The sequence below is a fragment of the Sphingomonas sp. AC449 genome (assembly GCF_979253475.1).
Genome location: NZ_CEEDCZ010000010.1, coordinates 34,372 through 58,081, shown reverse-complemented (window position 1 = coordinate 58,081; position 23,710 = coordinate 34,372). Strand labels below are relative to the sequence as shown.

20 protein-coding genes are annotated in these 23,710 nt (G+C 60.5%); 11 read left to right on the top strand and 9 right to left on the bottom strand.

Features of this window, described 5'->3' with window-relative positions:
- Positions 1–56 precede the first annotated feature (56 nt).
- A complete protein-coding gene (locus AC0CH3_RS14910) occupies positions 57–1,676 on the top strand; it encodes a hypothetical protein (protein ID WP_056024031.1) in 1,620 nt (539 codons plus the stop codon).
- A gap of 231 nt (positions 1,677–1,907) precedes the next feature.
- Here the strand turns inward: AC0CH3_RS14910 and AC0CH3_RS14905 are convergent, their stop codons facing one another.
- Together AC0CH3_RS14905 and AC0CH3_RS14900 are read right to left on the bottom strand one after the other, a co-directional pair.
- Entirely contained in the window at positions 1,908–2,438 is a 531-nt protein-coding gene (locus tag AC0CH3_RS14905) for a response regulator (protein ID WP_465238029.1), read from the bottom strand.
- Positions 2,431–3,555 carry a sensor histidine kinase gene (locus tag AC0CH3_RS14900; protein ID WP_354304329.1) on the bottom strand — a complete coding sequence of 375 codons (1,125 nt, stop codon included), beginning with the start codon at positions 3,553–3,555 and terminating at the stop codon, positions 2,431–2,433. The genes AC0CH3_RS14905 and AC0CH3_RS14900 overlap by 8 nt, the downstream gene beginning before the upstream one ends.
- Before the next feature lie 223 nt (positions 3,556–3,778).
- Between AC0CH3_RS14900 and AC0CH3_RS14895 the strand changes: the two genes are divergently transcribed.
- The 6 genes from AC0CH3_RS14895 to AC0CH3_RS14870 all read left to right on the top strand — a co-directional run bounded on the left by AC0CH3_RS14895 (position 3,779) and on the right by AC0CH3_RS14870 (position 9,663).
- Positions 3,779–4,477 carry a PAS domain-containing protein gene (locus AC0CH3_RS14895; protein ID WP_235532412.1) on the top strand — a complete coding sequence of 233 codons (699 nt, stop codon included), beginning with the start codon at positions 3,779–3,781 and terminating at the stop codon, positions 4,475–4,477.
- Positions 4,478–4,786: 309 nt separating this feature from the next.
- Positions 4,787–5,623, top strand: coding sequence for a DUF5694 domain-containing protein (locus AC0CH3_RS14890; RefSeq protein ID WP_465238028.1), 837 nt, complete (start codon positions 4,787–4,789; stop codon positions 5,621–5,623).
- Positions 5,620–7,065, top strand: a complete 1,446-nt coding sequence (locus AC0CH3_RS14885) for a hypothetical protein (protein WP_465238027.1) — start codon at positions 5,620–5,622, stop codon at positions 7,063–7,065. Before AC0CH3_RS14890 ends, AC0CH3_RS14885 begins: the two co-directional genes overlap by 4 nt.
- A 47-nt stretch (positions 7,066–7,112) precedes the next feature.
- On the top strand, positions 7,113–8,009 hold the full coding sequence (locus AC0CH3_RS14880) for an aspartyl protease family protein (RefSeq protein WP_354304333.1): 897 nt from the start codon (positions 7,113–7,115) through the stop codon (positions 8,007–8,009).
- Positions 8,010–8,137: 128 nt separating this feature from the next.
- On the top strand, positions 8,138–8,968 hold the full coding sequence (locus tag AC0CH3_RS14875; RefSeq protein ID WP_162235492.1) for a retropepsin-like aspartic protease: 831 nt from the start codon (positions 8,138–8,140) through the stop codon (positions 8,966–8,968).
- 143 nt (positions 8,969–9,111) lie between these two features.
- Complete coding sequence (locus tag AC0CH3_RS14870) at positions 9,112–9,663, top strand: putative antibiotic biosynthesis monooxygenase (protein WP_056024046.1); 552 nt, start codon at positions 9,112–9,114, stop codon at positions 9,661–9,663.
- 230 nt (positions 9,664–9,893) lie between these two features.
- On the opposite strand, the gene AC0CH3_RS14865 is transcribed toward AC0CH3_RS14870, so the two are convergent.
- Positions 9,894–12,803, bottom strand: a complete 2,910-nt coding sequence (locus AC0CH3_RS14865) for a VIT domain-containing protein (protein ID WP_465238026.1) — start codon at positions 12,801–12,803, stop codon at positions 9,894–9,896.
- Between the two features lie 250 nt (positions 12,804–13,053).
- Here AC0CH3_RS14865 and AC0CH3_RS14860 point away from each other — a divergent pair, with 250 nt between their 5' ends.
- A complete protein-coding gene (locus tag AC0CH3_RS14860) occupies positions 13,054–13,671 on the top strand; it encodes a tyrosine-type recombinase/integrase (protein WP_235532414.1) in 618 nt (205 codons plus the stop codon).
- An 820-nt stretch (positions 13,672–14,491) separates the two neighbouring features.
- Here the strand turns inward: AC0CH3_RS14860 and AC0CH3_RS14855 are convergent.
- A complete protein-coding gene (locus AC0CH3_RS14855; protein ID WP_354304338.1) occupies positions 14,492–14,953 on the bottom strand; it encodes a VOC family protein in 462 nt (153 codons plus the stop codon).
- Positions 14,954–15,701: 748 nt separating this feature from the next.
- Between AC0CH3_RS14855 and AC0CH3_RS14850 the strand changes: the two genes are divergently transcribed.
- The 3 genes from AC0CH3_RS14850 to AC0CH3_RS14840 all read left to right on the top strand — a co-directional run bounded on the left by AC0CH3_RS14850 (position 15,702) and on the right by AC0CH3_RS14840 (position 18,008).
- Complete coding sequence (locus tag AC0CH3_RS14850) at positions 15,702–16,637, top strand: YihY/virulence factor BrkB family protein (protein ID WP_082446275.1); 936 nt, start codon at positions 15,702–15,704, stop codon at positions 16,635–16,637.
- Complete coding sequence (locus AC0CH3_RS14845) at positions 16,634–17,647, top strand: AI-2E family transporter (RefSeq protein ID WP_056025028.1); 1,014 nt, start codon at positions 16,634–16,636, stop codon at positions 17,645–17,647. The genes AC0CH3_RS14850 and AC0CH3_RS14845 overlap by 4 nt, the downstream gene beginning before the upstream one ends.
- A gap of 91 nt (positions 17,648–17,738) precedes the next feature.
- Positions 17,739–18,008 (top strand): hypothetical protein, encoded by a 270-nt coding sequence (locus AC0CH3_RS14840; RefSeq protein ID WP_056025026.1) that lies wholly within the window; start codon positions 17,739–17,741, stop codon positions 18,006–18,008.
- A 225-nt stretch (positions 18,009–18,233) separates the two neighbouring features.
- Here AC0CH3_RS14840 and AC0CH3_RS14835 read toward each other — a convergent pair whose 3' ends face one another.
- From AC0CH3_RS14835 to AC0CH3_RS14815, 5 genes are all read right to left on the bottom strand, one after another.
- On the bottom strand, positions 18,234–19,583 hold the full coding sequence (locus AC0CH3_RS14835; RefSeq protein WP_056025024.1) for a sensor histidine kinase: 1,350 nt from the start codon (positions 19,581–19,583) through the stop codon (positions 18,234–18,236).
- Positions 19,584–19,585: 2 nt separating this feature from the next.
- Positions 19,586–20,263 (bottom strand): response regulator transcription factor, encoded by a 678-nt coding sequence (locus AC0CH3_RS14830; RefSeq protein ID WP_354304343.1) that lies wholly within the window; start codon positions 20,261–20,263, stop codon positions 19,586–19,588.
- Positions 20,264–20,328: 65 nt separating this feature from the next.
- Positions 20,329–21,525, bottom strand: a complete 1,197-nt coding sequence (locus tag AC0CH3_RS14825; protein WP_056025019.1) for a trypsin-like peptidase domain-containing protein — start codon at positions 21,523–21,525, stop codon at positions 20,329–20,331.
- 229 nt (positions 21,526–21,754) lie between these two features.
- Entirely contained in the window at positions 21,755–22,171 is a 417-nt protein-coding gene (locus tag AC0CH3_RS14820) for a hypothetical protein (protein WP_156350662.1), read from the bottom strand.
- Between the two features lie 166 nt (positions 22,172–22,337).
- On the bottom strand, positions 22,338–23,417 hold the full coding sequence (locus tag AC0CH3_RS14815) for a sodium:calcium antiporter (RefSeq protein ID WP_465238025.1): 1,080 nt from the start codon (positions 23,415–23,417) through the stop codon (positions 22,338–22,340).
- Between the last annotated feature and the right edge of the window lie 293 nt (positions 23,418–23,710).

Sequence of the window (23,710 nt, the reverse complement as noted above, 5' to 3'; positions counted from 1 at the left end):
TCTCGTTTGGTGAGTCGAAGGTGTATTATCCCCGTCCAGAGAAAGGCTGCCGTCTCATGGTACGATATTCATCGCTATTTGGCGTCGCGCTGCTCGCGCTCGCGCCCACCCGAGCGGGCGCGGATATGACGGCGACTTACCAGCGGCCTGGTGCGGTAAGCACAGCAGGCGTGCTCACCATAGAGGTCGCGTCAAACGGCGACGTTCGAGCCGGGAACGACGATCGCGGCTACTATCTTTGGAAAAACGGCAAAGGATACGAGGTCAGACCCGGGCCGGGCGGCCCGACGGTGATCCGGACGGCGGACACCGCTGCGGCTCGCGCGGGCATACGTCCCGCGTCGGAGATCATGCAACCCTGGCTGCCGGTCGACACAGTGTCGATCAACGGCCGGAAGGGCACCCGCTACTTCATCAGCGGCGTTAGCCACAATCCCGGTGCCATGCCGCTGGTCATCAGCCGCGATCCTTCGCTGGCAATACTCGCGGCAGGCCACCGGCGCCTCGCGGCAATGCAGGAGAGCAACTTCCCGGGCGACGACAGTCCGGAGCGCGTCAGCTTCCGCGAGGTGATCGCGCAGGGTGCTCCGATCGACCTCCTTGGCTCGCAACTGGTCTCGATCAGCCCCGCCGCCATCCCATCGACGCGCTTCCGCGTTCCGGCCGCCCCTGTGGACGCCGCTCTCGTGCGCGAGCATCAAGCGGCCGTGAGCGCAGCGACGAACCCTGCGGCCCCAACTTCGGAGAATATGCTGCGCGGACAGGACCGCTTCATCAAGCGAGCGGTCTGGGCCTCTGATCGCCTGTGGCTGCTTACCGAGCGCGGCACACTGTCGAGCGTCGCACCGGGAGAGATCAACCGCCGCACTGAGACGACGCCCGGGCTGCCGGCCGACATCTGCGTCGCGGGCGCCGCACTGGTCATCCTCGGCGTGGATGGCCAGATGTCCCGCCTCGAGGATCGTTCCTGGCACGCGATGCAACGCCTGGACCTGAACGGGGAAGCGGTTCAGGCTCTGAGCTGCACCGACCAACGGGTGATTGCGGTGAGCCGGAACCGCCTCGTGGTCAGCGCGGGCGGGCGGCAACGCACCGTCCCCCTCTCGGCGCCGCTCACCGGTCCCATCGTACGAACGGCGCCCTTCGATACCGGCACGACCCTGTTGCTGGGGCTCGCGAAGGGAGAGTGGGGTGGCGGCCTCGAGCGCATCGATACAAATACGGGCGCGGTCAGTGAAGTCCCCGGACTTGGCGGCCCGATCAACGGCGTGGGACCCGAACCTGGCCACCCGGGCTGCGTCGTTGCCACCGTCGGCCTAGTTCACTTCTTTCCCAGCGGACAGGTGGTCGAGGCGTGCGGCGACAAGGTCCGACGCCTCTACTACAAACCGTACACAATGCAGAAGAGCTGGCCTGCCGATCCACCGAAATTGCCTTTTGAGACAGTGCCCTTCTACGCACTGACGGCCGCTGCCGATGGCTTGTGGGTAGCGGGTGGAGACGGGCTCTACGCGATCACCGCCGGCCGCCCGATCACTTTCAAAATCATGCCACCGTTCGAGCAGATCGACGGAGTGGATATCAGCTTTGCCGTACCCGGGCTGGCGCTCGTGAGCACTGACATCGACGCTCATGTCTCGCTCAGCGGCGGTGCTCCCCTCCTCGTCGCACGCTGAATCACCGCTTCTGCGAACTGGACCCAATTGCGGTCATTCACGGCGCCCTGCCCGCTTCCCAACTCCCGTCATCCTTTCATTTTAATGGTTTGGAGCCACCTATAAACGCAATTTGTTAAACGCTGGGCTGCCATGGGACCATTTAGTAACGGTAAGTAAGCGCGCCGTCGCCAATGCCGTGGTAGATACCTCCGACCTTTTTCGTTTTCCATCACCTTACATTGCGTTTGATTAGTCTTTCAAATACTGATCAATTGCCTCGACTGCCTCATATAAGCGAGCCGCTAAAAGGGGTTCATGGATGCCATCAGCCGTATCGATTTGACCAATTAATTGCACACGAAGCTTGCGCAACTCGGCATGGTGGGCGAGTTTGGCAACAGACCGCCCGAGGATAACATCGATTTTTTTGAATGCGCCGATGATCGACGAGCCATCGACTGGCTTCTCCAATCTAGCGATTTCTTTATATTCTGATGGTACATCCGCGATGTCATTGCCTGTAGCAAAGATGCAGCGGACACCCTGAGCAAGCAGCCGGTCGACGACTGGATATACTTTGTGCTCACCAAGGTTAATGTCGAGGATAGCGCTGTCGATACGCTCTCCCCGATCAAGCAAAGCCATTGCCTGATCGACTGACGGTACAGGTCCAAGCACGATTGCTCCCGCCCGTGTGAGAGTGCGCTCGATCGCCTCGGCAACAACATACTCATCCTCGACCACGAGTATGCGCTGGTCCTCCATCAGCATCTCAGCCATCTTGCCCGTCCTCCAGCGTCCGGCGAGATACGACCGGCACGGCAATCGTACAGTGCACACCGTCTTCGACAAAAGCATAATGTGTCTTGGCGCCAAGCTGGTACGGCAGCGCACGTTCTATCAGTTGACGACCGTACCCCCCCGTGGGTGGTATAGTGCTCGGGTGTGAGATCTTCACGCCGCTCTCACGCCAGTCAACGTGGAGCCATGGAACGCCATCTTTTTCCGTATCCACGTGCCATGTGATCGTAAGCAAACCTCCGTCTGCTCCCAAGGCGCCATATTTGACGGCGTTGGTGCCAAGCTCATGTAGAGCAAGGGCCACGCTTTGAACCGCACGCGAACGTAGCGGGACATCAGGCGGGCCTGCCAATATGAGATGATCGTCACCTCCCTTCCGGCCGATGGCACCAAGCGCAACGAGCTCGGCACGCAAGAGGTCCTCGAAGTTTACTCGTTGGCCCGCCGTAGCATACGACAGCATCTTCTGAACGCGGGATAAAGCGGAGAGGCGGTCGTTGAAGCCGCGCTCAAACTCTTGAAGCGACGAGGCACCATCCAGCATCCGAGCGGCAATTGAACTTATGACAGCGATAAGGTTGCGTGTTCTGTGCTGCAGCTCGGCAACCATCACGACCTGCCGCTGTTCACTTTCTCGTAACGAGTCTGCGCTGCGCTTTAACGTATTGATATCGCTGATCACACTTGCCTGCCCGGTCAAGTTACCTTGCTCATCGCGGACCGGAACCGCAGCAACCCGGACCCAGATAGCCCGCTGGTCGTCATCGGTGAATAGCATCTCCTGCCCAGGCGTGACGCATTCTCCGCGGTTGGCACGCGCACCTGGAAACTCGTCTGGGCGTAACAGTCGCCCATCATTGCTCCACGCTTGCCATCTCGCTACGCGATCCGGATCTCTGGAGGGCATCAAGCCGGTGGGACAGAAGTGCTGATACTGTGAATTGGACGCTAAAATCCGCCCGTTCATGTCCAGCGTAGCAACGCCCGCAGGCACGCTTTCCAGCATTGCCGCAAACCGAGCCTCACTCTGGTGACGAGCAGCCTCCGACTCTGCTAAGCGACGGCGTAAGTCGGCGATTGTTGCTGCATCATCCATATTACGTTCCATGCATAATGGTTGTCGATGCACCAAGAATAGTTGGCTGCATCAGCCATTCTTCGTGGAAAGCGCCGAGCCATGGGCTTGATGTCCACCCTTAACCCTCCCCGATCCACGTGCAGATATTCACCAATCGGAAAGCCATCAATCGGCACCGCGAGTCCCTTGCATACAAGTCAAAATTATATATTTCGACCGATGAACGTATCGTGGTTAGGTGATGATGCCGGCAGGTCATTGCGTTTCTTCCGTCGAGGGAGTCATCCTGAACGCGGATCAAGGTTTTCTCGATCTGCTACAGCGTCCCGTTGACGAAGTAATTGGCGTTTCGTACCGCCAGATTACCGATGCTCGCGACCTGGATCGAAGCGCAGACATGCTTGCTGCGCTTAAGGATGGCGCAGCTCCTGTACGATTACAAAAACGCTACTTGCGGCCAGATGGCAGCTCCGTTGCAGCAAATCTCCTGGTTACCCGCTTCGACAATCCCGACCGATTAATAAGTACGCTATTTTGGCACGAAAACGGCCGCCCATTGCCGCCAGCAAGGCTTTGGGAAGCAGCACTTCGGATACGCCATGTCCATGACGCGCGAGTCTCACTGTTCGGCGCGGATCTGAGCAGTGACCCTATAGGTTCGCTACTTATCGGCATTTATTTAGCGGAAGCAGAAGGTCGTGTTATCAGGTTGGTCGATATTGCAACGTATGCTAACATACCACTGTCAGTCAGCGAACGCTGGATTAAGGTGCTGCAGCAACGTGGCGTTCTTGAAGACCGGGACGCTAAGGCCGAGATTACATTCACGCAATCGGGTTCGAACAAGGTAGAAGCGATGCTGGCTACTGTTTATGAAGCCCCCGGTTCAACGGCGATGATTATTGATAGCCATAATCAAGGCAACGCCAGCTTTTGGTAATCATATTCAACTGATTTATATTCCTTATCAGCACTTTCGCTGGCTTAGCATAGTTTGACCCATAACCGCTCATTCATAGCACCCGGCCCGCTTCCCAACTTCAGACATTCATTCATGTCTGGAGTAGAGGCGATGCCGCCGACATTCCTTCCCCTTCAACCTTCTGCACGATGCATTTTGGAAGCGATCTGACGCGAGTTTCGGTTGGTCGGATCAACGTCATCCAGCTTGGCGTCCAACGCAGCAAATCCATAGACAGCTACCGTTCAACGTGTATTGTTCGAGCATTACACCAAGGAGACCTGCTGCATGCTGCTACCTATACTTGCTGCGGCAGCAACACCTGCGATTGCTGCTGAACCACTGCGACCGGTCCAAGTGATGGTGCTGGGTAGCTATCACTTCGGCAACCCTGGTCGTGACAAGGTGAATGCCCACGTCGATGATGTCACTACGCCGCAGCGCCAGCGCGAACTGGAAGCACTGGCTGATGCCATTGCAGCGTTTAAACCAACACGGGTCATGGTTGAGGCGCAACGCCCGGGCCCGACCTATGATGTGATGGACTTCGCAACGTTTACCCCAAGCCTGCTCAAGACCGGCCGGGACGAGAGGATTCAGATCAGTTACCGCATCGCTGAGCGCGCCGGCCTTCGGTCCGTTCAAGGTATCGACGAGCAACCCGACAAGGGCGAACCGGACTATTTCCCGATCAGCCGGGTCGAAGCTTATGCAAAAGCTCACTGGCAGAAGGCCTGTCTCGACGCCGCCTTTGCGACGGTCCAAGCGTCTGCCAAGAAGTTTGAGGCTGAGCAGGCAACCACCAGCATACCGCGTACGCTGATCCGCTATAATGACCCCTCCACGCCCATGGGTGGACAGGATTCATACTACTCCCTGCTCCGACTTGGCGACGGTAACGAGCAGCCCGGCGCAGATCTGAATGCCATGTGGTACCTGCGCAATGATAAGATTTTCGCCAAGCTCATCAACGTGGCCAAACCAGGCGATCGCGTCCTCGTCGTGTATGGGGCTGGTCACGGGTACTGGCTGCGACACTTCGCCTCAACGACGCCGGGCTACAGTTCGATTGACGTCAGGCCCTATCTTGAGAAGGCCGCCAGCAAATTAGCGGCGCCGAGATGAACCTGTCGCTCCTTGCCATACCAACGGCGGCTCTGCTGATCGGTGCGACTGACCTGCCCCGCGACTGGGCAGCGACCTTGCGGACGGACGCTCAGGCCTATCACGATCAGATCGCCGACAATCACCCTGGCCCCTACAACAAGCTCGACCCCGTCTTTGCGCGGCACAACGATGCCAGCTTGGCTTTCGCCTTGCGCCGCGCTGCGACCGTTCGAGACTATCCGGGATATCTGTGGGCAATGCGCGGTTACGTGGCGAGCTTCAACGATGGACATGTCGCGCTCGACGTCGACCAGCCAGCCGCCCTGCCGATCCGCTGGCCCGGCTTCCTGACGGGCTTTGAAGGCGCCGGACGTCAGGTCGTGATGACCCGAGCAGATGACGCTGTCCTGCCGCTCGGAGCAGTACTCGTAAGCTGCGATGGCATTGATGCCCAACGCCTGGCTACCCGCAACGTCGGTGCTTTCCGCGGCAGGTGGGAACTGGTCAGCCAGCGAGCAATCAATGGTGGTCGATTGTTTCTCGACGCCACTAACCCTTACATTAAGCGTCCAGTCCGCTGCCGTTTCAAGGTCGATGGCAAGCCAAAGGATGTGACGCTCAGCTGGCGCGATCTGCCTGAGGCAGACTTCGACACTCGGTTTGCCGCCACTGCGCCGCGGGCGCATCCGGAGTTCGCGGCTCGAACCCTTACTGACGGCACGCGCTGGTTTTCGCTTCCCGGCTTCAACGGTGACCCCGACAGCGCTGATGCCAAGTCCCTTACGCCAATGATCAAATCGATGAAAAGGGACGCCATCGCGATCGCAGCCGCACCGCGCATCGTGCTAGACCTTCGAGGCAATGGCGGTGGATCGTCCGACTGGTCGTATCAGATTGCGGCTATTCTCTGGGGCCAGGCTGCGGTGAATGCGCTTCCATCAGGATCGGAAGGGGTCGACTGGCGCGCTTCGGCTGGAAACATTGCCACGCTCGAAGGCTATCGTACCGCCTGGCAGCATTCCGCCGATGTTTCGCAGGCGGCGAGAGACTGGGCCGATCGCACAGCGAAAGGCATGACATCTGCCCGCGCGCTCGGGCAGGCGCTCTGGCGTGAGGTCGATGCCGACGAAGCGAAGCCAGCGGCAACCGGCGCTGCTCCCGTGCTGAAGGGGCGTGTGTTCGTGCTGACGGACTGGGGATGCGGATCGGCATGTCTTGATGCGGTCGATCTATGGACCGCATTAGGCGGCATTCATGTCGGGCAGGAGACCAGCGCTGACTCGCTTTATATGGACGTACGGCAAGTCGCTCTGCCCAGCGGCTTTGCCCGGGCCGTCATTCCGATGAAGGTGTATCGCGGCAGAAAACGTGGCTCGAACGTCCCGGCCAGGCCAGCACACGCTTACACGGGTGATATGCGTAATACTAATCAGCTCGAGCGCTGGATCACTGACCTTTAGCCTGGAATAGTAAATACCAGCGTCTATTGGACTGCTTCGATGGGCGAGTGTCGTACCGCAAAAAGGGCATTATCTTGAAAAGGTTATTATCGGCTGCGTTGCTCATTAGTTTAGCGTCTGGAGCGAATGCTGCCCCAAACGGTCCGGTGCGGCTGCCGTTGGAAAGCTACCGCAAAGGCGTAGCGGCACGAGTGAAGGTGGCCGGACGGGAGCGCCTATTTCAACTCGACACAGCAGGCGGACTGACGGTGCTCTCACCAGCGCTGGCGAAGGAAATGAACTGCCAACCCTGGGGATCAATTACCGGCTTTCATATGACCGGCACAAAGATCACCGCCCCACGTTGCGACAATGTTGCAATCCACTGGAAGAACCAGACGCTACAGAGCCCTGTTGCAATCGTCATGGACGTGGGGTCTCCCGACACACCGATCGATGGCCTGCTTGCCCTCGACGCATTCGCTGGGCGCACTGTCACGATCGATTTCGCAGGTCGTGAACTCACGTTGGAAACACCTGAGAGCACGGCTAGGCGCAGGGCGGATGCAGTGGAGCTTCCGGCAAGTCTGGCTCGTGAGATTGGCGGTCTGGCGCTGTCTGTTTTCATCGACGTCCCCACCGAACGTGGACCGGTGCGCCTTGAGTTGGACAGCGGCAACGGTGGCACAATCCTGGTCGCGCCAAAACTCCTTCCTTTATTCGGCTTGAAGAAGGTTACTGGCGAGGGGCCGCAACAGGGCCGCTTCCAGATCGCCCCCAATGTCGAAGCGTCCGGGATGATCTTCAGCCCCGACATCGTGATCGATGGAAACCTTGGCATGCCGTTTCTGAAAGATTGGGTGGTCACCATGGATCTTGCCCGAGGACGGGTTTGGCTCAAACACAGTGCCGTTGCAGCACCCGCCGGCATGGGGGCCCCGCCGCCAGTGAAACCCGCGGGGTAAGGGGAAATCAAAGTCGCAAGCGAAAACGCTACGGGCACCGCGCTCGTGAACTTGGCGGCTTACATTCGGACGTTTGCGAGCTTCCGAGCATAGCGTCGGTCGCGAGCCAATGAACAAAGGGGATGCTAATGAAAATTTTGATGATGGGCGCGTTGCTCGCTGCCCTTCCCGCCGGACCATCGCAAGACCGCAGCCCACAAACGATAAGCCTAGAGCTTTTTCAAGGTAAACAGTTCACTGTTCAGGCATCGGTCGGCGGTCGCGAGCGCATCTTCTTGTTTGACACCGGCGAGGGGGTGACAATGATTACGCCAGCCCTGGCCCGCGACCTTGGCTGCGAACCTTGGGGTAACGTCACGGCGTTCCGTATGACCGGAGAGCGACTGGACCTACCACGTTGCGATGACGTCGCTTTCAAAATGGGCAACCACGCCTACACAGCACCGACAACGATCGTCTACGATCTCGGCAAGCTCGATGCCGACACCGCCAAGCTGGACGGCTCGATTGGACTTGACCTCTTCGCTGGCCGTATCATCACTATCAGCTTCGCCAGTCGCCAGATCGTGATCGAAACACCGGGCTCCCTCGCGGCGCGTATGAAGTCCGGTCTCGAAGTGCCGGTTCGGCTGGTGCGGGGAGCAGAAGGTGCCGCCCTTGACGTCAACATCGGGGTGAACACCCCCCGGGGTCGTGCCTGGATGGAACTGGACTCGGCCAATGCAGGGCCAACGATCTTCGTATCGCCGCAGATCGCGCCGCTTCTTGGCTTACGCACGGACATTCGGACGGCTCAGCCGGTTAGCGCGACGATCACGCGCGACGTAGTATTTACCGGGCAAGCACGGGTCTTTCCGAATATGATCATGGACGGCAATATCGGCTTGCAGCTGATGGGAAAGCGCAATCTGACGCTCGATCTGGGATCCGGCCGGGCATGGATCGGTAAGGCGCAATGACTCATCCCCGTGGCGGCTCGGTGACGCGCTTTACGATTAGCCCGGCGCGAAAGTTGATAGGCCTGCCTTGAGGCTGGGTGGCAACGGGCGAAATACGTGCCGCGACCGGGCAACATGCCGGCTACCTTGGATATTCTCGAATTATGCCAATCGATCCTGACCAAACCGCCACCATCGTCACCAGCCGGGCCATCCGTGCCGGCCATGAGCGGGATTTCGAACGCTGGGTGGAAGAGCTGAACCGGCTGGCCCGCGTGGCGCCGGGGTATCGGGCTGCCATCCGGCTCGGTCAGACGGCTGGCTTTCAGCACCTACTCTTTCGCTTCGACGATCGCGCCGCAGCCGATACATGGCATGACGACCCCAAGATGCGCGCGCATGTCGCCATCGCGGATCGCTTCTCTACAGCGCTGCGCCAGCTCGAGGTAGGCGACGGGGTCATTTTTGATCTGCCGAGCGATGCGAGTGCGAGCAAATGGAAGCGGTTCGTGACGACATGGCTGACGGTGTTCCCGGTCCTGCTTATCATCAGCATGATGGTCCGTGCAGCCTTGAAAGACGCACCGCTGCCGCTGCAGCTTTTGCCGTCGTCTCTGCTTCTCACCGCAACCTTGCAGTGGATCATTCTTCCGCGCCTGCAACGATATACCCGCTTCTGGCTTTTGCAGGACGGCTCAGGCCGGCTGCAGACGTGAATATAAGGCATGACGACTAAAAAGGCGAGATCCAGCCTTAGCTTGAACGCTCCCCGTCTCCTACCATCTGTTCATCTGACAAGCGCGAGAGCAACGTGTACTTATTTTGCAGACGTGGTCGAGCTTAGTCACATGCCTGTGCCGCAATTCGGCCAAGAGACTACATGGGGAAATTCCGTACTGCCAAGCAGACTAGAGCGTCTGCCGCGCCGCCCCCCCCGAAGTAGAATTTACCGTTTTCTTTGTTTCGGCAAAATAGCGATCCGTCCGATCATCTTTTCTCCATGTTCGTCGCGTTTCAGCTCGATATCTACTGCCTCGACTTGCTGGGCTGCCCTACCGAAATCGCGGAACAGATGCACGGTCAGTAGCGACGAGCCATTGGGGTCAAGCCGGTCGGCATTATAGACGTTGGCGCGAACGACATACTCTCCACCACGCGCGCGATGGAGGAAATACTCCTCCGGACCAAAACCCGTCGTCATGTCGTTCGAAAGATGCCCGCCGCTCGCGGTCCGCGGATGATTGTAGATCGCCCGCTCGCCGCCGGGCTCGTCCACCCAAAGGTCTAGATCGGTGGCGTCCGTCGTCCAGTCGACGACCACGCGAATATCGGTGTCGAGCAGTGCCGTAAGCGCAGGTTCCAGAGGACTGCGTCCGCCCAGACGCTTTAGCGGCGGCAGCAGTGCATTGGCCTCCATCAGCGCAACCAGGTCGATCCCGTCCCAGCGTTGGTCCAATGGCATGACCGCCACCTCGCGCAATAGCGCGACAGCCCGCGTCAAATCCGCCAGCGCTGTCGCCGGTCGGGTTGTAGCGCGCGTGCTAAGGGCAAGCGCGAGCAGACGCCGAGGCTGTGGCCGGTCGGGCTCTAGCGCCGCCTGCCGCTCCCGCAATTCAATCGCTCGATCGATCGCGCCATATCGCTCCAGCCGGTCAGCGACGATGCCCAATGTCGTCGCGTTGGCCGTCGGCAGTTCAAGCGCGGACAGCACGACCTGCACCGCATCCATGGTCCGCCTATGGCGACGTAGCCATTCTGCAGAATCCAGATAGAAGGCCGGCACGCCACCGGCTTCGGGCTCTGCCTCGGCGAAGCGCTCGTCGAACCGTGCCGGCGCGGCGTCGAACGTTCGTAGATACTCGCGATCGGGCTGCCAGGCCTCGATCGAGATGGCAGGGGCCGATGGTTGCACACGGCTACTGGTCACTAAGATATCGGCACCTAAGGGAGCTGCCTCGCCAGGTTCGGGTGCAGGCGCCGGTGGCGGTGGCGGTGGCGGTGGCGGTGGCGGTGGCGGTGCATACATTACTACCGCCGGTGGGTTGTTCGAACGGGCATGACGGGCAGCTTGTTTCTTGGCGGCCGCTTCCGCGATTGGATCGAACCGCTTTTTCCACCAGGCGACCTGTTCCGTCCAATCACGCGTTACCCGCTCCAACCGCAGCCGTTTTTCATCGGCGCGCTCGCCGTCCATCCGCTTCCGGCTCGCAAGATATAGCAATAGCGCGTCGGAGGGATAATTGGCGGGTGGGGCGATATCGGCAGTTAGATAGTCCTGAGGCGCTTCTAGCACGAGGAACGCCAAGCTGGGACTGGCAACGCCGTAACGCCGACTGGTCGCAACATACTCGAGCCGCTGCGCGGTCCCACCCAAAGTCGTCAACAGATTGGCAGCCACCAGTGCGCCGTCACCATCGAACGGCACGGCCTCGCCAAGTGACCGTAGCGTTTCTGCTCCACCGATTCGCACCCGAACACCTCCTCGCGCTGGGGCACGCGCGACTACACGCCACTGCCCTGGGGGTGCAGCAAGCGGCACGACGGCGAGTTCGTTACCGTTCTGGTCAACTACCCCGGCGACGCCGGCCACAGCGCTCGCGAGCGCAGCAGCGACGCCAGCAACGTCCTCTCCTGGTGCAAACGCCTGCCCACCAGTAGCTCCTGCAAGATGTCTCAGCCAGCCGATGTCCGCCGTCGGCGATACAGCGATCGCATCCAGTCGGCAGCGGGGCGCGAAAACGCTTGCACGGTCGATTGTCGGCCGCCCGTCGGAGAACAGCAGGCAACGGTCAGGCGGCGTCCCAGCCTTAGCCGTAGCAGATCCGGCTGCCTCCGCCACAGCTTCAAAACTCGTGGCGCCGCGGTAGCGTACGCCCCGCACCGCCTCGATCGCCGCATCCGCCGTCGCGGCGATAGTGCGCGTGGCGCCGTCGCTTGCGAACGTCACAATCTCAATCTGCTGAGGCTGTAAGGCGGCAATCACCTGGCGGAGCAGCGCATATTCGGTGCCGTGGCGGTCTAAGAGACGCGAGCGTGATCGGTCCCAATAGACCCGTAGCGTCCCGCCCGCCTTCGACGCAGCGGCCGGGGGCAGCATCCCAGACAGCTGGACATATTGTTCGCTCGTATGGTGACGGCTGACGATCGTGTCCGCGGTCGCGACGGGCGCGACGACTATCGCGCCGTTCAGCGTGCCGTTGCCGCTCGCCTCGGCACTCTGTCCACCCTGTTGCCCACCGCCCTGCCACGTTCCCTGCCGACCGTCCGGCATCAGCAGTGCCGGCATAGCCCGCACACCATCCGCCATCACTCTGACCGTCCACCCCTCCCGCGCCGCGCCGATGCGCAGCGGTAGACGGAATCCCTCGGCACCGATCGGCGCGACGAAGCGCACCTGGATCTTTCGTCCTCCGCCCGGCGGGATGGGAAAGACGCGGGTGCGGAAACCTCCGTCGGGCACGACTTCTGCCAGCCCGGGATCGACACGATGACGAACTTGCGCCTCGTAGACCGCCTTGGCCTTTGGCTGATCGACCAGAACGCCGTCGACGAGCGTACCGCCGATATCGAGTGCATAACCAGTAACCACTGCATCTTTGGGAAGCGCGAGACGGAAGTCGCCCTCGAGCACCTCACGCCCTTCGTTGGAAAACTCTGCGATGATGGTCGTCTCGGCCACCGCCCCATGCACGCGAACGGCGACGTCGAAGCGGCGCAGCGCAATGTCACGGGCATGGGCGGCATCGCGAACACCCGTGGCCGAGGCTGTCAGGCTTGGATTTGCGATCGGCTCTTGGGAATGGACCGGGCTGAGCGCAAAAACCAGCGTTCCTAGTATGAATCCGTGGCGTTTCATCCTGCCCCCTTGCGTAGCGTTGAATAAGCTAGAGCGGCCAGTGGTTCAGCAGCAATGGTAAACCACGTGGCTAGCTGCCTTGACCCACTTCCGGCCGCACAGAGACTGCGAGGCGCCGCACGAAACCGACAGCTCGTTCAGCATCATCGACGGCTGATCAACCACATTTCCAAACCGCCGGTTTACTGCGCCTGCGTACACTCGAATGACCGATTTGGGCCGATGGAGATGATCGATGGGTCACTCGTCAATGGACCCCGCCTTTCACGAACTTCGGCCTTGGAACGAAGGCCGGCTGATCGGTGCGAAGCGGGCGCTGAAACAGCAACAGGTCTGGGCCATTCGCTTCTGGCTCGACCAGCATAGGCGACTACGCGACCGAGCGCTGTTCGACTTCGCCATCGACAGCAAGTTACGCGGCTGTGACGTGGTCAGGGTGCGGATCGGCGATGTAATTTCCGGCGGGCGCGTCCGTGACCGCGCCGTCATGGTTCAGCAGAAAACCAAACGACCGGTTCAGTTCGAGATAATGGACACGGCGCGAAAGACGATGCGGGCATGGTTGGAGCGACGTGGGGGGACACTGAACGACTTCGTTTTCCCGAGCCGTAACGACTACATGGACCACATGAGCACGCGGCAATATGCCCGCCTTGTGCGCGAGTGGGTGGTCGGCATCGGCCTTCCGGCGCAGGATTATGGGACGCACTCGCTACGGCGCACGAAAGCATCGATCATCTACAAGGCGACTGGTAACCTCCGCGCCGTTCAGATCCTTCTCGGCCATGCCAAGATCGACAGCACGGTGCGCTACTTGGGCGTTGACGTGGAGGACGCTTTGGAATTGGCCGAACGCACCGAGGTGTGAGCGGACCCACGATGCGACATTCGTGGCCTATGCCAGCGTCTCGAAACCTGCCATTCATTCAAGTGGCAGCAAGTCTTGCCCAAATCTAGCCACTCCGGACTATTAGTGCTCACTGTTGCAGGCATTGTGGGTGAGCCACGGGGGTTATCGGTGACGGAATTCACACGACCAGTAATCGAGCAGCAGTGGTTGGATCTCACCCGCATACGCCTCCCCAAGCGCGCAATCGAATCGCGATGGTCGTTGCGGCTTGATCACTGTTTTCAACGTATACTGCTCGACGATGCCTGCGGCGGATGTTGGTACGACCATATTGTAGGTAGACCCGCTTACGCTAATGCGCCCGAGGCGGTGCTAGCCCGTGCGATCGCTACCGGCGAGGCGCTGCTAGCCGGAACGGCTGACTTGATTGCCCTTAACGCGCAGTCGCTGGCATGGAGGGGGAAAGGCAGAAAGCTAACGCGCAGCGAAATTGCAAACCGCCGCCTAAGACCCTGAGAAATGGGTTGAAGCGGTTGACCGATATGAGCGTCTTACTGCGCATGATGAAAGGATTAGCCGCCGCAAGCGCCGCGCTGAGCGGAAACGCAGGCGATGTTCGTTGAGCGCGCCAGTGGGGTGCGACAGAAGCCCGCCTAGCCGCCTGCAACAGGTCTGCCATCGCAAAGACCCACTTGCGGTCATTCGCGGCCTCTTTCTGGCTTCCCAATTTCCGCCATCCATTCAGTATTGCAGCAGAGAAGGTGCTGAGCCTCGGCCCTGCCCGCTGCCTCGCCAGCTTTCAAAAGGATGATGAGGCGGCAAAGCTTTTACCGGCCCATTAACTGGCTGTCGGCTGCATAAGCTCTATCGTGATATGATCGGGGCCTGAAACGTAGGCCACCAACGTTCCCTTCCGTGGACCACCCGGGATCGGCAACGGATTGCCTTTCGCCTTCCATCCTGCTGCCTCGACGCGGGCAATGGCGACGTGAATATCCTTTACGGTCAGAGCCAGGTGGGCCGCTCCGATCGATCCCGCGCCGCTGAGCACCGTCCCGTTCTGGAGCCCGTTTGAATATTCCAACAGTTCGACCACGTAGCCGTCTTGTGCCCTGACGATCGCCGTTTTCACACTCGGATCATCCACACCTGTCACCTGATGCAGGAAGTCGCCCCCCATCTCCGATTGCCGCTCAAGTGTGAAACCGAGCGCTCCCGTCCAGAACCGAACGGCTTCGTCCAAAGACGACACAGCGAAGCCTGTGTGGTCCACGGCAATTACGTTTGCGGCGTCCGTCATTACTGCCCTCTCACTGGTATGCCGGCCGCGCTTACCACGCGACCGTTCACCATCGTAAACCGCTTTCCCAAACCCTTCCCCGCATACACTTTCCCAATATGGGCTGGTGGACACGGAGAAACGGAAAGGCTTCGAGCCCCTTTAAGCGGCGGGTTCCAGGATGCGAAAGACCTTGGGAGCAGACGAGCTTGGTCATGCAGCGATCAGGCGACCAGCGGCCGCGGAGACCCAAATGCAGACATTCAGCTGGTAGCTTCGCCTCCCCAACTTCGGCCATTCATTCATGTCTGTAGCCATCGTCGGCAACCTGTCTTTACTGCAATAGACATGCCGGCCGATCGCTTTCAGGGCGCAGTCTGTTTATCCGTCTCGGTCCCCTCCCCGGGGCCGTGACTGAAAGAGGCAGACTCGTTGTCTGATCTCCGCTTCCAGGTGCGCCGACCACATGCCAGTCACGGGATACGCGACTGGGCGACGCATCGACCACCCCTTCGGCCCATCAACCGCGGGATGATCTGCGAACGCTGCCTTCCGACGTGCAACCGCTGGCTGAAGGGCGCTCTTCGCACCCCGCGAACGACCGTGGCCATCCTCACAGCTGGACTGCGGTAGGTGATCGACGATGCGGACGATTGCGCGGAACCCCATCCCCATCTCGAACGGTATACCGGAACAACGTGGAGCTGACCGTGATCGATCTTTCCTGTCGCGGCTTCACGGCTGATCCGTGGACGGGAAATACCGACCCATGATGGCCACGGACTGGAAGGGTGGCCAAGCCCTTCGTGCCCGTGTTCGTCTGCTGCGCTTCAAGATGTCTACCCAAGCGTTTGGTCGGATCGGGTTGTGGGCTGTGTTATCGGCCCGAACGGTCCGTAGCGCGTTCCGTGACGATTTCGGCATCGCGGCGAGTTCGATTGCTTTTGCCGCTTTTCTAGCGATGATCCCGCTAGCGGGCGTCATTGCGGGCGTTTACGGCATGGTGGTTCCACCAACCGCGGTCGCCGACAATATGTACAAGATTGTCGCCATCCTGCCGGTCAGTGCGCAGCATTTGGTAGCCGCGAACCTGAACCGCGGGCTTGCCAGCGGTCGCGGTGGAATCGTTACCCTGATTGTGTCGCTCGGCATCGCACTGTTCAGCGCGCGTCGTGCGGGACGGTCGCTGCTCCACGGGATCAATCTCGCCTATCTGATCGAACGCGAACGAAGGGGTCTGCGCCGTCAACTGGTGTCGACGGTTGTGGTACTGGGATGCGCCGCGCTCGTGCTAACGGCGCTCGTATCGCTGTCGGTCCTCACGTTCCTGCAGAGCTATGTTCCCGACGGGCTGCCGGGTGCCCGGCTGGCGTCGGCGATCACGCTGTTCGGCTCATTGACCGTCGGTGCGGGTGGCGGCCTTATCGTCCTCTATCGCTACGCCCCGGCGTCGGAGGCGATCCCGTGGCGCAGCGCCCTGCCCGGCACGATCGCTGGCGTCGCCCTGTGGCTGACCGCGACGATGATGTTTCGCGCCTATGTCGCGCAGTTCGCGCGCTTCGACGACACCTATGGCTCGCTGTCCGCGGTCGTGGTGCTGATGCTCTGGCTGATGGTGTCGGCCTGGGCCCTCCTGCTTGGCGCGCGGCTAAATGCCGAAGCCCTGCGCCATGCCGGCGAACATATAAAGGAACGTGCCGAATGACCGACATCCCCGTGCAGGACCGCTATCGAAACCGCCTGCTCGGCATCATCACCGCGATCCTACTGATTGCCGCGCTGCGCATCGGCTTTGCTGTCATCATGCCGATCGCCTTTGCCGCGATCATCGTCGCCGCGCTTTGGCCGCTAAAACGCTGGCTGGCGCGGTTCATGCCCTCCTGGATCGCCTATACGCTGACCCTCCTGTCGCTGGTCACGATCCTCGGCGCGTTCGCCGCGGCGGTGTACCTGTCGGTCGGTCAGCTGATCGGCGCGGTTGCGTCGCAATGGGCAGGTCTCGAGCGCGGTTATAACCACCTCGCCACTTGGGCGGCGGATCGCGGCGTGCCGATCGCCGGGACGATCAACCGGCAGCGGATCACGGTGCTGGTCCAGATGCTGGCGAGCGGCGTCTACGCGTTCGTGACCTATGTCGGCTTCATCGGGATCGTGGTGATGCTCGGCATGCCTGAAGTGCCACGGCTTCGGCGCAAGCTGTACGAGATGTTCGAGGGCGGTGCGCGACGCGACATGCTCGAAGTCGGCGAGGAGATTTCCGGTCAGATCCGCCGCTATCTCGGCACCACGCTTGCGACCAGCATCCTGACCGGCGTCGCATCGTCTTTATGGTCATGGATGACGGGGCTCGAGCTGGTGCTGGTCTGGGGTATCCTGAACTTCCTGCTCAACTTCGTCCCCGTCATCGGCAACATCGTCGGCATCGTCCCGCCTGTGCTCTTCGCGTTCATCCAGTTCGGCGGGTGGCAGATGCCGTTGCTGGTGTTCGCAGGGTTCGTTGTTCTGCAGATGACGATCAGCAACGTCGTCTACCCGATCCTGCAGGGCAAGCAGCTGTCGCTGTCGCCGCTGGCGATCATCGTCGCGATGACGTTCTGGAGCTGGGTATGGGGCATCGCCGGAGCACTGATCGCGGTGCCGCTGACCGCTGCGATCGTGATGATCTGCGGGCAGTTCGATCGCAGCCGTTGGATCGCCAAGCTGCTGGCGTCATGATGACGAGGTGAAGTGCCTGATGAACAGGAACAAAGCCACGTGTCAGCGATTACGCCACAAGAACACGCGGTCAAAAACAGGGGATAATAAAATGAAAAAGACATTCGTAATCGCGATTGCAGCAGGGCTCGCTTCTCTTTCGGCGTGCAATTCCAGCCCACGCGAACAGGCCGCGGACAAGATCGAATCCAACACCGAAGCGGTTGCGGATAATCTCGAGGATGCTGCCGACCGGATCGATAACGAAGCCGTTGAGGATCGCCTGGAGAACAAGGCCGATGCCGTTCGTGCAACCGGTCAAAACCAGGCTGAAGACATGCGAACGAATGACCCCGACACCAACCTGTCGAACGGCATGTAATTTTGTGAGACAGGACGAGCCGCTCCCAAGCACAGCTCGCTCTGGAGGGGCGTCCAAGTAACATTGGGCGCCCTTTTCCGTTTTCGCCGTTTTTAAGCTGATTTCGAGACAGCCGCAGAAAGCTCGGACCTTCTATCCCAAAAGCCTATTTGATTAATGTATGTGCCGTTCCAGGGGCAATCATGCAATTATGCAGTGGCTTAGCGGCCCTACAGTCACACGACCTCACATTGCGTTCGGGAAGTGAACTTCTACTCTTAATCCCGGGGTGTTGTCGGCTAAAGCAAGGCGGGCGCCGTGAACCCTTGCGGAAACGAGCGCGATATTAAGTCCAAGGCCACTGCCTTCAGAACTACGACTAGCGTCGAGCCTGACAAACCGGGACAACGCATGCTCGCGTTGATCCGGGTTTATCCCCGGCCCAGTGTCGGACACGATCAACCACAGCCCGTCACGACGGTGGTCGAGACTGACTGACACGAGACCACCTGGGGGCGTATATTTGATCGCATTGTCGATCACGTTCGTGACGAGTTGTCCAAGAAGCGATCGCACACCACTGACTATTGCCGGCGATACTTCGGCACTCAATAGGAGGCCCCTATCTTCTGCTACGGGTTCGAACAGTTCAACGGCCTCGCCGACGATTGCCGCCAAATCAACGGGAACAAACTCCTTGGCCATCGTCGTTTCTGCTCTAGCCAGTCGTAGCGTGTCGTCGATCGTCCGGAGCAAGGCATCGAGATCTCCGCGCATATCCGACGTCGCATTATTTTGATCCCCGCCAAGGGCCGCAAGTTCGAGCCGCGACCGGATCCGCGTCAGCGGCGTCTTCAGATCATGAGCAAGCGCATCGGTCGCGGTTCGCAGCGAATCCACGAGGCGTTCGATCTCCGCGAAACTATGGTTCAGAGTCGCTGCCAGGCGGTCATATTCATCGCCCCGCCCTGCCACGGGCAAACGCTCGTCCAGATGCCCGGCGCGAAACCGGTCGCCGGCGGTGCTGGCCGCATCGAGGAAGGCGAGCCCGCGCCGACTGTACCAGAAGCCGAAGAGCAGGCCGATCACTCCGGTAGCCATCAGCGACCAGGCAAGTGCGGAAATATAGCGATCGCGCAGCAGGCGTCGATCATCCGAGAGACTGCCGACGAGCAGTCGATAGTCGTTGCCGAGAAGCACCGTCCGCGCGGCGACCTGTCGCTCGATGACCGTGCCCCGCGTCGTCGCGACCTGCGTATCGAACGTACGATACCCAGTACGGTCGATTTCACTGGGCCATTTTGCCAGGTTTCCCGCGACCGGCTGGCCCGAAGCGTCGGTCATGAGATAGATGAAGTCTGTAACGCGCGGGCGCGCGACCGCACGGGACACGGACTGTGCGACGGCAAATGGCCCCTCGCTCTGATACCGCTCAATAAGCCCTGCCGCTTCGTCGTCGACCACTGCCTGCGCGCGGTCGTCGAGCAGGCGTACCGTCTGGACATATTGCACGCTCAGGGCGATCCCCGTCGCGATCAGCGCAATCAGCGTGATCCAGAGTGCACCCCGCAGCGCGGCTGTCGAGGGCCAGCGCATCGTCAGACGGCATCCAGCCGATAGCCCGAGCCGCGGACGGTTCGGATCATCGGAACGTCATCCAAACCGTCGATCTTGGCGCGCAGCCGGCTGACATGGACGTCGACGACGTTCGTCCCCGGATCGAAGTTGTAATCCCAGATCGCCTCGATCAGCATCGTGCGTGTCACCACCTGCCCGGCATGGCGGGTCAGATAGTCAAGCAGCTGATACTCCTTGTTGAGCAGGTCGATACGCCTGCCGTTGCGTGTGGCTGTGCGGCCGAGCAAGTCGAGCGTCAACGAACCCGTCTCGCGGGTGCCTAGCGCCGTGTCGGTGTCGCTGAGTCGACGAACTATCGCCTCCAGGCGTGCAACGAGTTCGCCAAATGAGAAGGGCTTGGCCAAATAATCGTCACTGCCCGCCTGAAGGCCCGCGATCCTGTCGTCCACCTGCCCGAGTGCCGATAGAAGCAGTACCGGCGTCCGATCACCTTTCGCACGCAATGCCTTCAGCACCGACAGTCCATCGAGCTCGGGCAGGTTCCGGTCAAGAATGATCGCGTCATATCGGCCAACGATTGCGGCGGTAAGGCCGTCGATGCCGGTAGCGGCGTAATCGGACACGTGGCCAAGCTCTACCAGCCCGCGACGAACATAGTCTGCAGTCTGTGCATCGTCTTCGATCAGGAGCAGCTTCAAGGTCGGACCGTTCCATTCAAGGTGTCAAGGAGCGGACGCGTGTATCGCCCCCCGGTTCCATGGGCTCAAGACTGGCCTATCGGTTCGCTTGCGATGCGCAGGTTCAGGGAAACCTGGCGGCCGTCACGCAGCACCTGTGTGGGAACGATCGAACCAATCCGAGCCTCCGCTACGGCGCGGGCAAGGTCGCGCCCGTTCTCGACCGGCCTGGATCCGAAGCGCCGAACGACGTCGCCGCGTTGCAGGCCGGACAGCGCGGCTGCCCCGCCATCTTCAACCTCGGCGATCAACGCGCCGTTGGTGGCGTTCGAGCCCATCGCGCTGGCAATCTCCGGTGTCAGATCCTGCAACGAGACACCGATCCTGCCACGCGACACATGGCCGGTTTGCGCGATCTGAAGCGCGACCTTCCGCGCCATGGCGGCCGGTATCGCAAACCCGATCCCAACATTACCGCCAGTCGGAGAAAAGATCGCGGTGTTCACCCCGACGACCCGACCTGCACTATCAAACAGCGGACCGCCCGAATTGCCGCTGTTGATTGCGGCATCGACCTGCAGAAAATCGTCGTAAGGCCCCGCCCCGATTGCCCGCCCACGGGCCGATACGATGCCCGATGTCACGGTGTTTCCAAGGCCGAACGGACTGCCAACGGCAAACACACTGTCTCCGACGCGGATATGGTCGCTGTCGCCCCATTTGATCGGGGTGAACTTACCGTGCCCGTCGATCTTGACCACGGCGACATCGATCTTGGGGTCACGACCCAGGACGCGGCCGGAGAATTCGCGGCCGTCCGACATCTGGACGGTAACGCGGTCGGCACCGTTGACGACATGGTTGTTCGTGATGACGATCCCGGATGCATCGACGATGAACCCCGAGCCAAGCGATCCCCGCTGCGGGCCTTGCTGTTGTGGCGCCCCGGATTGCCCACCGCGATCCTGCATGCCGAAGCCGAACAGCTGACCCAGTCTATCAGCCAGTTCGCTCTCCTCCGATCCGAACTGCGTCGGCTCGAACTGCTGCTCTTGAGTTGATGCGGGCTTGACCTGTATCTGAACAACGCTTGGTCCAACGGCTTCGACCATATCTGATAGCGAGGCATGCACCCCTGTCGACGCGACAGCAGCGGGCCCGGGTGCCGTGAACCGCTCGGCGATGCTGGTGCGACCGTCATCCGCGGCAATCGCCCCGCCCGCGACACCGACGAGTGCCGTGGTTCCCAGAGCGACGGCAGCGATCACCGGGCGTACGGTCATGCGACGGTTAAGTATCACGGTCTTTGTCCTTGTCCTGCGAGCATATGCTCTCTTTGGAACCGGACGATGACCGCCGCCTGTTGCGAACATTACATCGCTGTAATCTTACGGGCCCGCCTGCTTGCCCGGTGCCATACCGCCGCCCCCGGAGCCCGCTCGGAGCTCGACCCGGTTCTCGATGTTCGGGCCGCTCCACGGCGTCCCGTGTCCGGACGCTCGATCATTCGGACTAAGCAGGATCGTCATCGAGCGTCGCGACCCCCATCAATGGATGCATGACGAAGGTCCAGCCCTCACCCCCGACAATCATAAGGCGCAACGATTGACGATCTGCGGTGCCGAGCAAAGATGCCGCTCCTGACGAAGCCGGCAATGTAACCGTCCTGCCATCCTGTAGAATACCGGTTGCCCAGCCACGTCGTCCAATGCGGATCTCGCTGGCAAGGCGCTCCAGAGCTGTCTCAAGCGCTGTGCGCGCACGTTTTCCGGCAACCCATGCATGGCCGCACGGCTCCAATTCCAGGGAGGGTCCTGAGGGTTGATTGGGAACTGGAGACGGCCGTTTGACGACACGACGAAATTTGTTCCCGGAGGAATCAAGAGGACGCACCCCTTCCATACTCATCATGCGCGCAAACTCATCCATCGCTGCTTCCTAAGGGGTAGTGTTCGGAGCGCATAGGTTTGACCCCTAGTTCTTTTTCGCTGAAAGGACGGCCCACGCACGGAACCGACGACTCGGATTCTGGCTGTTGGGCGATGACACAACACCTACCGGTCAAGCTGACTTCCGCAGTCGCATCCATAGTGACCTAACCGCCGTGAATGTTAGATATGGCCAACAGGCCGCCCACACCGAGAGCATAAAGGATGAGCACGGTGAAGGAGTCGATCCCCATCCGCCAGACCTGCCGCTTGGGGCGGAAAATGAGGCCTGCCGCGTAGACACTGGTCAGCAGCACCCCAAGGCCTGCAAGGTAGATGTCACTTGCCTGGGCATCAGGAAGCACCGCCTTGCCGGAGATGACGACGGCAAGGAGGAAGAGCACCGGTAGGAAGGCGTTTCCTCCAAAGATGTCGCTAACGGCGAGCTGATAGTCCTTCATGCGCACCGAGGTGATGCCGGTCGAAAGCTCGGGCAGCGACGTGGCGGCTGCGAGAACCGTTGCACCGAACAGGACCCCACTGAGCCCGATGTGTTGGGCAATTGCATCGCCACTCCGCTCCAGCAGCACACCGGCTGCGAGGGTCGCGAGTGCAGCCCCACCGAAAATGGCTGCCAGGCGGACCGTGCTCTCTCCCTGCTGCGCAGACGCATCGTTTTTCTTCGCTTGCGAATGCCCCTTGGGTTCCTCCTGTCCATCGGGAGCGGTGCCGCTCGTATCGTGCCACGGCAACCCCTTGCTGGCTTTGCTGGAAAGCCACACGCCAACCACCCATAAAATGGCGATCAACACCGCCCCGGGGGTCAGGCGTGCAGCGATGAGCGTGCCGGGGAGCTGTGTCGCCATGATCGACACGGTCAAGACTGCCACGACGAGCACCGCCTCCACGACCAACGTGAGGCTGGCGGCGCGGTAGGTCAGAGGCACCTTTTCCTTCATGGCGATGTCCATGGCTACAAGAACGACAGTCTGGATGGCGATACCACCCAGTATGTTGCCAACCGCTACGCCCAAGTTGCCCGCCAGCGCCGCACTGACGGTGATCGCGACCTCTGGTAAGTTGGTGGCGACCGCAAGGACGATGACGCCGCCAAGCGCCTTGCCTAGGTGAAGGCGCGAGGACAGGATGTCCGTCGTGTCGGCGAGCTTCACCCCGGCGTTCCAGATTACGCCCGCGCAAGCGGCAAAGATCGCGAGCAAAATTGGCAGGCTGAGTCCGTTGAGCATGCGGAACTTTCAGTTCGTCGGTAGGTGTATAAGGGTCGATCTTAGCGAACCAACTGACCAGGCGTTCCACGACAATTCATCCTGCAATGCCAAAGCAACGCAGCCGAATGTGCCCGCCCCAGCATCCGTGGAAACACGTCCACGATGAGCGGTGGGCCTTACAACTTTGACCGCTCCATCTAGGGGCGTTTTACGCAGACCCACCTGTGTCCTCGAGCGCGTTCGGATAGGATGCTTTCACCTTTTGCCTTTAATCAGAGGCGTGTGAAAGCCACCGAAAGCCCAATCGTTCG